This is a genomic window from Paenibacillus liaoningensis, assembly GCF_059609455.1.
Map to the genome: position 1 here is coordinate 217,750 of NZ_JCAALU010000016.1, position 13,885 is coordinate 231,634.

The 13,885-nt window shown below is 48.2% G+C and carries 11 protein-coding genes; 7 read left to right on the forward strand and 4 right to left on the reverse strand.

Going from position 1 to position 13,885, the window contains the following annotated elements:
* Positions 1-99: 99 nt before the first annotated feature.
* Positions 100-408 (reverse strand): hypothetical protein, encoded by a 309-nt coding sequence (locus AC6B99_RS24810; protein ID WP_056031478.1) that lies wholly within the window; start codon positions 406-408, stop codon positions 100-102.
* Between the two features lie 35 nt (positions 409-443).
* Positions 444-1,640 (reverse strand): MFS transporter, encoded by a 1,197-nt coding sequence (locus AC6B99_RS24815; protein WP_496664466.1) that lies wholly within the window; start codon positions 1,638-1,640, stop codon positions 444-446.
* Positions 1,641-1,854: 214 nt separating this feature from the next.
* Between AC6B99_RS24815 and AC6B99_RS24820 the strand changes: the two genes are divergently transcribed.
* Both AC6B99_RS24820 and AC6B99_RS24825 read left to right on the forward strand, forming a co-directional pair.
* The gene (locus AC6B99_RS24820) at positions 1,855-3,825 is read left to right on the forward strand and encodes an ABC transporter substrate-binding protein (protein ID WP_494878951.1); all 1,971 of its coding nucleotides are present in this window, start codon (positions 1,855-1,857) and stop codon (positions 3,823-3,825) included.
* A 30-nt stretch (positions 3,826-3,855) separates the two neighbouring features.
* Positions 3,856-4,425 (forward strand): nitroreductase family protein, encoded by a 570-nt coding sequence (locus tag AC6B99_RS24825; RefSeq protein ID WP_496664467.1) that lies wholly within the window; start codon positions 3,856-3,858, stop codon positions 4,423-4,425.
* 62 nt (positions 4,426-4,487) lie between these two features.
* Here the strand turns inward: AC6B99_RS24825 and AC6B99_RS24830 are convergent, their stop codons facing one another.
* The gene (locus AC6B99_RS24830; RefSeq protein ID WP_056031469.1) at positions 4,488-5,057 is read right to left on the reverse strand and encodes a C40 family peptidase; all 570 of its coding nucleotides are present in this window, start codon (positions 5,055-5,057) and stop codon (positions 4,488-4,490) included.
* A gap of 372 nt (positions 5,058-5,429) precedes the next feature.
* Here AC6B99_RS24830 and AC6B99_RS24835 point away from each other — a divergent pair, with 372 nt between their 5' ends.
* The 5 genes from AC6B99_RS24835 to AC6B99_RS24855 all read left to right on the forward strand — a co-directional run bounded on the left by AC6B99_RS24835 (position 5,430) and on the right by AC6B99_RS24855 (position 11,720).
* Complete coding sequence (locus AC6B99_RS24835; protein WP_496664468.1) at positions 5,430-5,762, forward strand: GrpB family protein; 333 nt, start codon at positions 5,430-5,432, stop codon at positions 5,760-5,762.
* The gene (locus AC6B99_RS24840; RefSeq protein WP_496664469.1) at positions 5,740-7,884 is read left to right on the forward strand and encodes a pectate lyase family protein; all 2,145 of its coding nucleotides are present in this window, start codon (positions 5,740-5,742) and stop codon (positions 7,882-7,884) included. Before AC6B99_RS24835 ends, AC6B99_RS24840 begins: the two co-directional genes overlap by 23 nt.
* Before the next feature lie 199 nt (positions 7,885-8,083).
* Complete coding sequence (locus AC6B99_RS24845) at positions 8,084-9,730, forward strand: helix-turn-helix domain-containing protein (RefSeq protein WP_496664470.1); 1,647 nt, start codon at positions 8,084-8,086, stop codon at positions 9,728-9,730.
* Positions 9,731-9,949: 219 nt separating this feature from the next.
* Positions 9,950-10,969 (forward strand): ABC transporter substrate-binding protein, encoded by a 1,020-nt coding sequence (locus AC6B99_RS24850; protein ID WP_056031457.1) that lies wholly within the window; start codon positions 9,950-9,952, stop codon positions 10,967-10,969.
* Between the two features lie 4 nt (positions 10,970-10,973).
* Positions 10,974-11,720, forward strand: a complete 747-nt coding sequence (locus AC6B99_RS24855; protein WP_494865367.1) for a (2Fe-2S)-binding protein — start codon at positions 10,974-10,976, stop codon at positions 11,718-11,720.
* A gap of 155 nt (positions 11,721-11,875) precedes the next feature.
* On the opposite strand, the gene AC6B99_RS24860 is transcribed toward AC6B99_RS24855, so the two are convergent.
* Positions 11,876-13,858, reverse strand: coding sequence for a helix-turn-helix domain-containing protein (locus AC6B99_RS24860; RefSeq protein ID WP_494865369.1), 1,983 nt, complete (start codon positions 13,856-13,858; stop codon positions 11,876-11,878).
* Positions 13,859-13,885 lie beyond the last annotated feature (27 nt).

A 13,885-nucleotide genomic window follows, 5' to 3' on the forward strand; every position in this document is an offset into this window, starting at 1 on the left:
ATAGCGAGAATAGGCATAAAAAATAGCCCCGACATCCACGTTGTTGTGGTCGTGAGGGCTATTTGTGTATGAAGTAAAAGTTTGGAGTTGGCTCGAAAACTACTCGTTTACGATGTCAGCGATCAGCTCGCTTGCAACCTCAATGAGCTTAGGAATGACCGCATCGTTCGTGCCGGAAACGTAAATATCGCCCTCATAATGCCGGAAGGGGATCGAAGCTTCTCCGCAGCTCCACATAAAGAAATCGCCTTCTATAGACATCGTGGTAGCGCCTTTTACAGTAAACACCGATGTATATGAAAAATCAGGCTTCGACGCAAAATATTGTTTGCATTCTTCCAAAGAAATCGTCAGCGCCGACGAGTTGTTATTTTGCAGGGCTCTTGTAATGCGATAGCGTTTGCTCATTGAAATACCTCCAATTTAAAATGTTGAATGTTTTTTTATTTGATTGTTTTGCGTTCCGACATATAAGTTGCAAGCCCCAGCACCAGCGCCAGTCCCACAAGTACAGCTCCAACCCATGGCAGTGCGTTTAAGGACAGATGAGTGATGACCCAGCCGCCAATAAAGGCGCCCACAGCATTGCCGAGATTGCCGGCGGAGTGGCTCGAGGTCGAGGCGAGAGCAGGAGCGGCTTTGGCAAGGCTCATAATTCGAACCTGCAGCCCCGGCATAACCGCGAAGGAACCGGCTCCCCAGAGAAAAATCGTCACGACGGCCGCCACTGGACTATGAATCGTAAAGGTTAGGAGAGCCAAAATGACGGATATGGCCGCATAAAGCCCTAAAATGGCGGGCATCAGCTTCCAGTCGGCAAGCTTCCCGCCGACAATGTTGCCGAGCGTTACGCCGCAGCCGAAAAGAACTAAAATCCACGTTACGCTGTGCTCAGCAAAGCCCGTAACCTGCGTAAGCAGCGGCGTAATATAAGTGAAGACGGCGAATAGTCCGGAATTGCCGAGTGCGCATATTAGCAGGAATACAAGGAGCTTCGGTCTTGCAAGAGCGGCAAGCTGTTGAACGATGCTAGCTGTTTGTTCCTGCTTGATTTTTGGAATGAAAACCAATATGCCTGCCAAGGCGATGACGCCCATGATGGCAATGGCTCCGAATGAGGCTCGCCAGCCCATATTTTGTCCGATAAAGGTACCGAGAGGAACGCCAATAATATTGGCAATCGTCAGTCCGGCCATCATAATCGATACGGCCCCGGCCCGTTTGTTCGGCGGTACAAGATTAGAAGCGATCACGGCTCCGACCCCGAAAAAAGTTCCGTGCGTCAACGCGGTAATGACCCGTGCGCCCATCAGGACGGCATAGCTTGGGGCAAAGACCGAAATGACATTGCCGACAATAAATAAAACCATCAGCAGACATAACAGCCGCTTTTGCGGAATCTGCTGGGTGAGCATAGTCAATATCGGGGCACCGATAGCTACCCCAAGGGCATACATCGTAATCAGCTGTCCGGCAGCCGAGATGCTGACATGCAAATCCGTTGCGACATTAGGCAGAAGCCCCATGATGACAAACTCCGTCATGCCGATGGCAAAAGCGCCAACCGTAAGAGAGAGAATCGAGACCGGGAACGGTTCCTTGGCTGCCCGTTTCTGGCTTAAACGTTGAGATAACTCCATGATGTAAATGACAACCTTTCTGCTGTGCAAAATAAATCTCTAATCGTTACGGTATGTATCCAAGCAATTAGCCCTATTTCCTCATTATTTAGGTTTTTGAGTGTAATATCAAGCTATTTATAAATGGTGTTAAATAAATTTATATTGTAGATGAGAATTATTATCGATAAAATAAAGAAGCATACAGATCAGGTTTTTATCGGAAGGTGAAACGATGGATATAGAGCAGCATGTTAGGCTGTGGAATCAGGCTTCTATTAAAATATTAGATATACGGCATCACGTTATGCGCACGGGGGAGCAAGTGAAGGGCTACCGGCTGCCAGCCAGCGGTTTTTTATATACAGCAAGAGGCAGTGCCCAAGTTGCACTGGACGGAAAATTCTATGAAGTGAACAAGCTGCAGGTGCTGCATGGCGGAAAGGGCATAGGTCTGGATATTTCCGAGGTCGAGGACTGCTTTGAATATTATATGATTTATTATCGGGCCAGCCTTCCGCTGCCCAGCAGCAGAGAGCTTCAAGCCTTACTGGAGCAGCAGCTCCCTTTTCACATTCAATATGCCTTCGTTCCTCATTATCCGATTGTTTTATACAACTATGTTACAAGCCTTAATCAAATGTGGAGACAGGCGGACGCCCTTTCAAAATTCCAAGTCAAAACCTTGTTTTATCAATTCGTCCACGAGCTGCTGCGGCAGCTGGATGCACAGGGCATTCCAACGATGAAGCCGAATATGGTGGCGCAGGCAATCCGTTATCTGAACGAGCGATATGCAGAGCCCATCATGGTGGATGGACTGGCAGAACTGCTGGATTGCAGTGCGGGGCATCTATCCAGAAGGTTTAAAAAAGAGACGGGAAGCAGTCTCATTGAATATTTGACCCGTATTCGAATCCATAAAGCGAGAGAACTCCTTTTGCATACCGATGCGTCGCTACAGGCGGTTGCGGAAAGCGTGGGTATTCCAGACGCGATGTATTTCAATCGTATTTTCAAAAAATATGTTGGCATTTCTCCGGGACGCTTTAAAACGAGCTATGTTCATTTGCCATCCGATCAGTATAATGCTACGGGCAGGTCAGAATCCTCCATTGTCAGGCGTACCTTTCGCCGTTATATTCATAATGGTGATAATCATTATCAATATAAACAAAAAGGGGACTCACGCATACCAATGAAACCGAAACAGTCGATTACGCTCCTTCTTATGCTTAGCCTTACCCTATTACTGTCAGCATGCTCCGGCACATCAAACACGACAGCTGCGAGTGGCAATGGAAACGGCAGCAATGCAGCGCAGCAAACGAACAGCGGGCAAGCAACCCAGCAGCCGTCCACGCAGGAGAAAGTCATTCAGCATGCATGGGGAGAAACGGTTATTAAAGGGGAGCCTCAAAATATTATTTCCTTATTTCCGGCCGCTACCGATTATTTGCTGGCGCTTGGCATCGTGCCGCAGGCGGCATCAAGCAATGAAGAAGGCAGCGATCAATTCCCGACCTATCTTGCCGATCGCCTGCAAGGGCAGAAAAATTTAGGCTGGCAGGTGGAGCCGAATTTTGAGAGCATTTTAGCCTTGGAGCCAGACCTGATTATTGGCCAAGACTTTATGGGCGAATCCTTTGCCAGCTTAAATAAAATTGCCCCTACCTTGTTTGCGGAGAAAGTGAAGGATGAGCAGGGCATCATTCGGATGAAGACGAGCCTGCTTAAGCTGGGCGACATGCTCGGAAGAACGGAGCAGGCGAAGCAGGTTATTGCGGATTACGAGAAGCTGGCTGCAGAGGGCAAAGAGAAAATCAAGCAAGCTATCGGCGATGACACGGTTATGTTTTTGCGCCTGTCTGATAAGGAAGTGCGCTATTATAGTAAACGGAACTATGAAGTTCTTTATGATGATCTAGGCTTGCAAGCGCCAGCTTCTATACCGGATCCAGCGGATTCCATGCAGGTGATCTCGCTGGAGAAGCTGCCGTCTATTGACCCGGACCACATCTTCTTATTGTCATCCGATCCTGCGGAAACGACGGAGATGCAGAAGACTGAAGTGTGGAAAAGCTTGAAGGCTGTTCAAAATAACCATGTCCATTTGGTGGACTATGGCCTATGGTTTCAAGGTCCTGGCGGCCCAATCGGCCAAACGAAAATTATTGAAGAAACGGTTCAATTTCTTACCCAATAAAGGGCGGTGAGCAGAGGAGGAAGATGCGAGATGGCAATATCGGCAATTGAGCAGCTCATTCGCGAAAGAAGAACGATACGTCAATTTAACGATCGGACGTTGGCGAAGGAAACGGTCATTGCTCTGTTGGATGCGGCTGTATGGGCTCCGGTTCATTCACGCAAGGAGCCTTGGCGATTCATTTTGTTCATGGGAGCTGGAAGGCAGCAGTTTTCAGATGCGGTGCTGCATACGTTCTCGGAGGACGAGCGGGAAAAATGGGGACAGAAGCTGCAGCTTGATTATTGCGAACGCATGCAGGCCCATTTGCTCATCGTCATAGAGGCTGACGCTAGACAGCGGGAATGGGAGGATGCTGTTGGTGCAGGCTCCGCGCTTATTCAAAATATCCAGCTGCTGGCGTGGGAGCAGGGAATCGGTGTCGTATGGAAGACGAATGAATATAATTTCGACCCGGATTTTTGCAGGCTTACGGGCGTAAAGCCAGGCGAACGAATTATTGGCACGCTGCATCTTGGTTATTTTGATCCCGATAAGAAGCCTAAGCCTCGGCCTCGTACACCTGTTGGGGAACTGCTAACCTGCATTACAGGGGAATAAAAGAAAATTCAGTTCAGCCTTCGAAAAAAAGGAAGGGATCCCGACTTCTTCCGGGATCCCTTCTATGCGGTGCGGAACGAGCCTGCCGCGGCCATGCTGTTCTGACAGCCCACATATGAATTCAGATGTCCATGATACACCAATTCCAGCTTGGGCGTATGCTGGAGATCGCCAGGCGTTACGAGCAGCGGCGACTTGTCGATCAGAATCATCCCGCTTTGCTGGAACATCGTCGCCACGAATTGTGAGCAGAAGTATGAATTTTTGCGCTCCCATTCGATATTGAACAGAATGCCTAACATGCCGACCAAATTGTAGCTATACAAATCTTGATTTTGCTCAAAATGCTGAACCTGATTTCTCAGATTAGCATAAACTACCGGGCTCACCGTGCATCGATAAAGGGCGCACATCGACTCGCCAAAAAACTCGCTGCTCACGTCTTCCCGGACGAATCCGCCGAAGAACGGATTGTTCGGATTTTTCCTGCCGAAGCTGTACACTTCGCGCAGGTCCGAATCAAAAGCGATCGAAGCGTGATTCAGCGGATCCTTCGTAAACGTTCGGATAATCCTTGTGAAGAGGGTTCCCGTATCTGTCAGAAGCACATAAATCTCTTTTTCTATACTCATCCCACATGACCCCCACATTAAAGATCTTTTGTCTGCTATTAACTTTAATACAGGAGAGCATGCTGCGGAACCTTCTGAGGTAATAGATGATCCCCGACCATTGTCTAGTTTCATTAGCGGCATGCGTGATTACACTCGCCTCCACACTTCATTGTATTCAGGCAAAGGAATATGGAAAAAGGCGAGTGACGGCAGTGGAAGCCCATTATTTTGCCCAGTTAGTCGCTGGGATTGTTAATGATACCAACTGACTTACCCCCACATAGATGCAGCCATTTTAATACTTCATGTTTTATTAAAGGTTATATCTTCGCGATATTCCTTGTTTTTCCTGCTATAGCCAATAAAGAGAATAGACTTTAGGGAGGATTAATGCGCAAAACGACAATAGCGGCTTGGTCTGAGAAATGGAATGAGGCATACTCTGCAGAAGGTAAGGAGCTAAGGAGAATTTTTAATGAAGGAGTAATGGACATCTACCATATTGGCAGCACATCGGTTCCTTCTATCGGTTATGCGAAACCTATTATTGATATATTAGTAGTCGTAAAGGATATAGCCATTGTTGAAGCCGGGGATGAAATAAATTCCCTTATTTTGGGTCTTATAGACTATTTAAATATTTCCAAAATTTCCGATATTTATATAGGTTATAAATCTACTATCGGAAAGAGGAGTAAGAATGAAATTGGATTATTTTTTTAAGAGGAATGTGATTTTGGCTTTGTGTGCAGCGCTTGTGCTTTCGCTTTGCTATGTTTATCCGGCAAAGGCAGCTGCACTAATGGAAGACACTTTTGATGCAGGTGCTGGCAATTGGACACCTTCTAGCGGAAGCTGGTCTGTCGTTAATGAGAAAGGCAATAAAGCTTATTTCCAGTCTGGCACAAGCGAAGGGCGTGCGGTTGCTGGCAGTCAGTCATGGAGCGATTATTCGGTTGAGGCTGACGTACAGGCTGTCGATTTTAATGGATCGACGAGAACCTATGTGGCGGGCCGTTATATAGATGGCAATAACTTTTATGCAGCATCGCTGTACAACAGCAACGGTGGTGCGCTGGAAATTAGAAAGAAAGTGAATGGTTCGACAACGACGTTGGCTAGCAAAGCGGGTTATGCTTTAGAGACTGGCGTATGGTATAAGGTAAAGCTCGAAATGAGCGGAACGACAATCAACATGTATGTAGACGGCAAGCTGGAGCTGTCAGCTGCCGATACCAGCCTGGCGGCGGGTGCCGCGGGACTCGTTACGTTCAAGTCCATCGCCAAGTTCGATAATGTGAAGATTGCAGATAGCTCGCCAGATGCAACGCTGCCATCAACCGAGCCGACTGTGGCGCCAACACCAGTATCGACGCCTGCTCCGACAGCAGTGCCGTCAACCGAGCCATCGACTAAACCGTCAATTGAACCAACGGCGACACCGTCTTCAACCCCATCGGTTGAACCGACGCCTGTGCCAACGCTCGTTCCTTCACCGCCAGCAGGGAAGGCAGGCCAGTACAATTTGGCAGGCTTTGCGCAGGGCAGCACGGGTGGGGGCATGATTTCAGAAACAGATTCCCGTTATATGAAAGTGTATGATGCCAAGGATCTTGCTCTTGCGCTAAAGAAAGGGTCGGGATATAAGGTCATTGAAATTATGAACGATCTTGACTTAGGGTGGAATGAGATTCCGAAAGAGGCCCAAGTATCGCCTTTCGCTGCTCATAATAGCGCATTAACGCACCCGGTTTTAATGGAAACGGGAATCAGCAAGGTGACGGTCGATGATTTCAACGATTTGACGATCTTCTCGGCGAATGGGGCAACGATTAAGCATGCCGCTTTTACCTTCAAAAGAAGCACGAATGTCATCATTCGCAATCTTGTATTTGACGAGCTGTGGGAATGGGATGAAGCGACGAAAGGCAATTACGATAAAAATGACTGGGACTATATAACGGTGGAAAACAGCAGCAACGTATGGATTGACCACTGTACGTTCCACAAAGCTTATGACGGTCTTGTCGATGTGAAAAAAGGCAGCACGGGCGTCACGATTTCCTGGTCCTCCTTCCTAGCTGATGACCAAAGTGCTAACAGCTGGGTCACCAAGCAAATCAATGTAATGGAGGCGAATAAATCGGATTATCCGATGTACGCTTTTTTAAGAAGCAGCTCGGTTGGGTTAAGCAAGGATGATATTATTGCCATTGCATCCAGCCAAAAGAAGGGCCATCTGATTGGGGCTACTGAATTCGCCAGCGATAACGCTGCGCTTGAAGTGACGCTGCATCACAACTATTATCAAGACGTGCAGGATCGGATGCCGCGCCTGCGTGGCGGTAATGTCCATGTCTATAACATCGTGATGGACAGCGCAGGAGCAAGAAGCTCCAAAAAACGGCTGACCTCGTCCATGGAGAAGGCGATTTCCGGCAAAGGCTATCATTTTGGAATTACAAGCAACGGTGCGATTTCGACCGAGGGTGGGGCTGTGCTCGTTGAGAAATCTGTAATCATTGATGTCACGTATCCGCTTCGCAATAATCAGGCAGATGCAGGCGATTCCACCTATACGGGAAAAATTGCGGCACTCGACACGATCTATACTCTCGATGGAGCAACCTTCAGAGGGGACAGCAGTTCTGCCAAAAGCCCGCTTTCACCTGTGCCGGCAGCTACTAAGCCTTTTGCTTGGAACGGACTTAAGTCGCTTCCATATAGCTACACTCCAGATGACCCAGCCACTTTAAAAGCAAGACTTGTCGCAGCTGACGGTTCGGGTGCAGGCAAGCTTTCGTGGTCTAAAGTGAATTGGCTCCAAACGAGCTATAAGTCTTAAGCTTAAGTTTTTGCATTCTGCATGAACCGTTATATATAAACAACAGGAATAAGGCTGTCGCCAACTGCGGATATTTAACCTGCGGCTTGGCGGCAGCTTTCTTTTTTTTACCCGCACAGGGGAGGGTTGTATTTCTTATCGCTGCTCGTTCCTATAAAATAATAAGCATAAAGGTAAAGAGAAAAAGGTGGCGAGCAGGATGTCCGATCATGAATACGCTTCGCAAGCGGGCGAATATGAGCGGCTGGACAACATGTGGTTCAAGCTTAGAGCGGTCGAAAAAAACGATAGCAGCTCGGGAAGCTGGTCGTTTCGGCTGCAATTCATCGAATCGCATATGCTGCTGCTTGCTGCATCCGGCAGAGGCTGGATTACTGTAGACGGGCGGTATTCGGAGCTAAGGGCAGGCAGTGCCTTTGTTTGTATGCCGGGTCAACTAATCGAGGCATTTCTAGACGTTTCGGGCGAGCGTGGACTTTATGCTGTGCGCTTTGATGTGTTTGAGCAGCCCGAATCGTCGGAGCGGCAAACGCAGAACGAGCGGCAGCCCCAAAATCTGCGGTTTCCCGTCGAAGGAGAAGTCATGGTAACCTCCATGATTGAATGGAGTGCACTTTGCGAGGCTATGGGCCATACGATAAAAAGCGACAATCGCTTGCAGCGATTGCGTGGTCAAATTCAGTTTTATGAGCTGCTGTACAGCCTGCTGCGAGATGGCAAGCGCGTATTGGACACGGAGTCCGAGGCTGCAATGAAGCGTGCCAAGTTATATATCGAGCAGCATTACCGCGAGGAGCTGACCATTGAGCTATTGGCGAGGGAGGCTGGCATCAGCTCACGGCATTTTATCCGGCTGTTTAAGCAAACCTATGGTTGGAGTGCCATTGAATATTTGGCAAGATATCGCATTAGGCAAGCCCAGGAGCTGATGAAGCCCGACTCGGAATACCAGCTTAAAGATATCGCCAGCTATGTCGGCTATCAGGATGAGCTTTATTTTCGGCGCAAATTTAAAAAAATAACGGGTACGCCGCCTGCTGCATATATGAAAAATGCTAAAAAAAGAATCGTAGCCTATCATGCCAACATGATCGGACATTTGCTTGCGCTGCATATTACGCCTCATGCGGCTCCAGCCGATCATCCATGGACCGAATATTACCGTCGAAAATACGACACCCATTCGGTTCTGCCCTTAGCGCAGGATGATGATGTGAAAATAGAGCAGATACGCAGTACGAACCCGGACTACATCATCGGGCTTAAAGAATTTACGAGCGCGGCAGCAGAGAAGAAGCTGGAAGAGCTAGCGTCAACTTATTTGATGCCATGGCTGGAGCATGATTGGCGAATGCAGCTAAGATTGCTTGCCCAGTGGCTGGACAAGTCCTCAGAAGCGGAAGCCTGGCTCGATCAGTATGAACGAAAAACACGTGCTGTACGGGAACAAGTGAAGAAGGTATGGGGCAACGATCGTCTGCTCATTGCCCGAATATCGGAGCATGCGATTAACATTTTGAGCAGCAGAAGCTTGGGCGAGGTGTTTTATGACGATCTCCAAATTGCGCCAGCGGCAGGCATTATGCTAGATCAGCCCGAGCAGCAATGGACACGGGATGAGCTGATGCATACGGATGCGGATAGGCTTCTGCTCATTGTAGATGACGATGCAAAGGCGCAAGCAGCCTGGCAGGAGCTGCGGCAATCAGCGGCGTGGGGGCAGCTGAAGGCAGTCAGAAATAGGCGAATCGACCAGCTTCCTTCTTATCCATGGACCGAATATACAGCGTTCACGCAAGATTTGGTATTGGACGAGGTGTTAAAGCTTTGGCGTAATCGTGCATAAAATGTTGGCGAGATCGTCGATAGGCGAGGAGGAAAGTATCCGTTATACTCCTAACAGTGATATTGATTCTCATTTTTAAAAATATAGGAAAGGATATGATTTTTCCATCCTTTCCTATATTTCAACGCGAAACGCTAGCTTTGCCGCCAGAGGACAGCGACAGCCGTTTACGCTTGATGAGAAATGAGATATATCGACCGCTCAGGAGGGTACAGAAAAATGAAACAATCGAAGACAGCATTATCGCTAATCATGATCGCGCTGGTGGCGCTTGTGATGGCTGCATGCTCGGGGAACAATGGACAAGGAAATACGACAGCAACAGCTTCACCATCAGTATCGCCAGAGGCGAGCAATTCGTCCAGCGAGCCAAGTGCCACGGCAGCGGATAGCGTCCGTACGGTAGCCAGCGAGAAGGGCGAAATTACGATTCCGGCAAATCCCAGCCGAGTGATTGGGCTTTCCGTTGTGTATCCGGAATTTCTACAAGCTTTGGGCGTTACGCCAATTGCCGTGCAAAATTATCACCCGGAGTTTCCGTCTTATTTGGAGGATGCATTCAAAAATACAATAAAAATGGGTATCGCCACGACGCCTGATTTTGAAAAAATATTAGCCGCTGCGCCTGATCTGATTATCACGCCGGTATGGTGGTCGGACAAAGACTACGATCAGCTTACGAAGATTGCACCAACTGTATTGCTGCCGCAACGCGATGACTGGCGTGATGAGCTGAAGGATATTGCTGGCGTATTAGGCAAGCCCGAGGCTGCGGATAAGGTCATTCAAGATTTAGTTGATCATGAACAGGCAGCCAAAGAGAAGCTCGATACTCTAGTTGGGGACGAAACGGTCATGTATATGATGATTATGCCGGATGGCATTGTTCTTTATGGCGAAAATATTGACCGTGGCAGCTTTGTTCATAAAACGCTGGGGCTTAAAGCGGTTGAGAATTTCCCTCAGAGTGAGCTTTCCATTACCATATCGCTGGAGAAATTGCCGGAATACAATCCGGACCATATTATTTTGCAGATGAATGATGATAGCAATGAAACCATCCAGAATTATTACAAAGAAATCCAAAGCAGCTCATTGTGGAAAAACATGACGGCCGTGAAGAAAAATCAGGTGTACCTGGTAGGCGGAGAGGAATGGTTTAATCTGGGGATGTCCCCTCTGGCGAACCGTTTTGCGATTGATGCCGTTCTACAGATTTTTGAAAATAAAGGCCAATAGAGGTATGTCTTTATCTGAGAAGTTTTTTGTTACTTCGGTGGCAGCAGAAAACACGATATTGAGCTTTACGCTGGTGGAGCTGAGCGAGAAGCAAAATGCCGAGCTGCTGCTCCGAACATACGCCCCGATGATTGGGACAGAGGACATGCGCGTAGCAGCAGCTTTTTTTTGCAGCTGGTATGCAGGCGTTTGTGGAGCCATGCATAGCATGCTCGCCGCCGCAGATCGTAGAGCCTCAGCCTTGCGAATGACGAATATGTCGGTGCAGCTCAGCCGAATAGATGGAATGCCGCTCTTTTCCTTTCACATTCATGAGGGCTGGCGTGAGACTATTCCCGCCGAGATTCCTGCCGAGGCGCCTGCTGAAAATGCTCAAGCCGCGCTTCCTATTTTCTACCGGGATGAAGTGAGGCCCATTATTGCTGCACTTTCGCAGGCATCACAAACCCCTGCTGCCTTGCTGTGGAAGCAGATTTATAATGCACTCTATGACTATATGGAAGATGAAGCTATGGAGGCAGCCGGTGAGGAAAGCCAGGCAGCAGTACGCGAGCGTTTCAGGCGCTGGGCCTGGGACATGGAGCCGGAAATTTTCGGGCTGCGCCGCAATCCTTTTCGCATGACGCCGAAATTCATGGCACATCCGACTGAACCCGATCAGATGATGTTTGTGAAGGCGACCTGCTGCCTGGCTTATCGGCTCGCAGCGTTTCGTGGCTATTGCGGCAATTGTCCGATTGTTCAAAGATAGAGAATAAGACTATTTTGCTTAAATAGCGTGGTATTAAACAGAGAAGAAGGTCTGCAACCCCCGCATGAATGGGAGGGCGCAGACCTTCTTTTATTAGGCGTCACAAGCAATGGGGGATGGATAGTGTTCCGATTATGCTTGCAATACCTTCAAATTTATTGAGCCAACAGCTTGGGAAGCTCGTCCAGCAGCATATCACTAGTCAGCATATCTTCGTAATTCCACTTTGTTTCGACAAAAGTGACTTTTCCGCTCTTGACGGCAGGGAGCGATTTCCAAAGGGATGTTTCCAGCAGTTCAGCAAAGGAGGCTTCCGCATCTTCATTGTGTGGATACAAGATGAATAGGCGGTCTCCGATGAGCATGTCGTGCATGAGTTCTTTTGAAACCTCAATATAGGGAGAGCCCGCGGTCGGTTCAAGCTCCTTTACCCGCTCGGACATTTGGTAGCCTGATTGCTGATACAATAAAGAGGCAAGACCGCCGGTTTTCATCAAATACATATCTTTGCTCCAATAATAAATTAACACGACCGCTGTTTCGCCTTCAGTAAGCTTTCCTGCCTTATGCAACTCACTCCACATGTTCTCAGCTTTAGCATTATAATCGGCAAGCAGCTGCTTGGCCTCGGCTTGTTTACCGACGATTTCTCCAATGATGGGGAGGCGCTCGGCTAATGGCAGGCTTTGATCAAAAACGACGGTCGGCGATATTTTTGATACTTCTTCGTACTGTTTATCTAAAACATAACCGAGCATCGTCAGATCGGGAGCCAAGTCTACAAGAGCTTCAAAATTGGTTGGAAAACCAATATCCTGCGCCTTTGTCTGTTCTTTGTCCAAATAGACGGATTCATCAATAAATCGGCGATCAACGCCGATGGGCTGAATGCCTAGCGCCAGCAGATCGCCGATTGAATTGCCTTGGAGTACAACGCGCTCTGGACTTTCGGGAAGCTGTACCTCATGCCCCTGACTGTCTGTATATACGCTTGGAGCAGGTTCAGCATTCGTTTGGCTTGCAGCCGGACTATTGTTCTGCGTCTGAGTGGAAGCAGCAGGGCTGGTGCTGGAAGCTATGGAATTAGCAGCTCCACTGCCGCTGGAGCAGGCGCTGAGCATTAAGGCTAGACATAACAGCACGGTCGCTCCCATGGAGGCTTTGGTTCCTTTGTACATCGTGAAATCCCCTTCTTCGACATATTGATAATCCTTATCATGTTCCATATCAATATAACGTCGAAACCCCCGTGCTGCATCAGACAATCTAAGCATAAGGGTAGGACGATCTGCTTCTTGCTGGCTGCTGCCAGCCCGTGCTTTGAAGCTTCCGGGTGTTACACCGGTCGTTTTTTTGAAGATACGAATGAAATAAGATAAATCTGGATATCCCACACTGCTGGAAATTTCTTGGAGCGAAGCTTCCGAATGAAGCAGCAGCTCCTTCGCCTTATCCACACGAGTTAGAATTAGAAAATCAATTAAGCTGTAGCCAGTCTTATTTTTAAACTGCTTGGAGACATATGGGGCGCTATAATTCAACAATTGGGCGATGGATGCGAGTGTAATAGGCGTGCTATAGCATTCACGAATATGTCGGATGACCTGCTCCACAAGGTCAGGCTTGACGGTCTGCTTGCCTTGCATTTGCAACTGCTGTTCCACCTCGTAGATGAACTGATAAAACAAGGCTTTGACATGAATTCGCTGTAGGGAATGAGTTTCATGCCACTGCTGCTGCATCGTCTTCACCAAATGAAGCAGCGCAACCGGATCATGGGGAGCGAATTCATATTGTTTATGAAAAGGACTGTCATTATCCGCAAGTTTTCGAATAAATGGAGCCGTTAGGAGCGGCAGCGAAGCTTTATAAAGAATGAGATAATATTCTAATGGTTCCTTAATTCCATCTATGTCCAAGAGGCTGCCCTTGCCGCTGTGCAGAATATGGAAACGGTCCGCCTGAAGCTCCTTCCCGTCAAGCCGAAATCGTGCCGTTCCGCGAACGATATATATAAAAGCGGGCGATGGAAGCCGGTAGGCATTTAACTGGCCTCCAACTCCTATAAGCTGATGGCGAATATCGTTCAGCCGGATGTGCGCATGATGCCACAGTAATAAATAGTCGTCATCCTTCAAAACAACGGCTCGCCTCCTTTCTATCAG

Excerpts from the sequence above, each read along its gene's own strand:
- AC6B99_RS24840 (WP_496664469.1), top strand. The coding sequence starts at position 5,740 with ATGAAATTGGATTATTTTTTTAAGAGGAATGTGATTTTGGCTTTGTGT.
- AC6B99_RS24815 (WP_496664466.1), bottom strand. The coding sequence starts at position 1,640 with ATGGAGTTATCTCAACGTTTAAGCCAGAAACGGGCAGCCAAGGAACCG.
- AC6B99_RS24835 (WP_496664468.1), top strand. The coding sequence starts at position 5,430 with ATGCGCAAAACGACAATAGCGGCTTGGTCTGAGAAATGGAATGAGGCA.
- AC6B99_RS24855 (WP_494865367.1), top strand. The coding sequence starts at position 10,974 with ATGTCTTTATCTGAGAAGTTTTTTGTTACTTCGGTGGCAGCAGAAAAC.
- AC6B99_RS24820 (WP_494878951.1), top strand. The coding sequence starts at position 1,855 with ATGGATATAGAGCAGCATGTTAGGCTGTGGAATCAGGCTTCTATTAAA.
- AC6B99_RS24845 (WP_496664470.1), top strand. The coding sequence starts at position 8,084 with ATGTCCGATCATGAATACGCTTCGCAAGCGGGCGAATATGAGCGGCTG.
- AC6B99_RS24810 (WP_056031478.1), bottom strand. The coding sequence starts at position 408 with ATGAGCAAACGCTATCGCATTACAAGAGCCCTGCAAAATAACAACTCG.
- AC6B99_RS24830 (WP_056031469.1), bottom strand. The coding sequence starts at position 5,057 with ATGAGTATAGAAAAAGAGATTTATGTGCTTCTGACAGATACGGGAACC.
- AC6B99_RS24850 (WP_056031457.1), top strand. The coding sequence starts at position 9,950 with ATGAAACAATCGAAGACAGCATTATCGCTAATCATGATCGCGCTGGTG.
- AC6B99_RS24825 (WP_496664467.1), top strand. The coding sequence starts at position 3,856 with ATGGCAATATCGGCAATTGAGCAGCTCATTCGCGAAAGAAGAACGATA.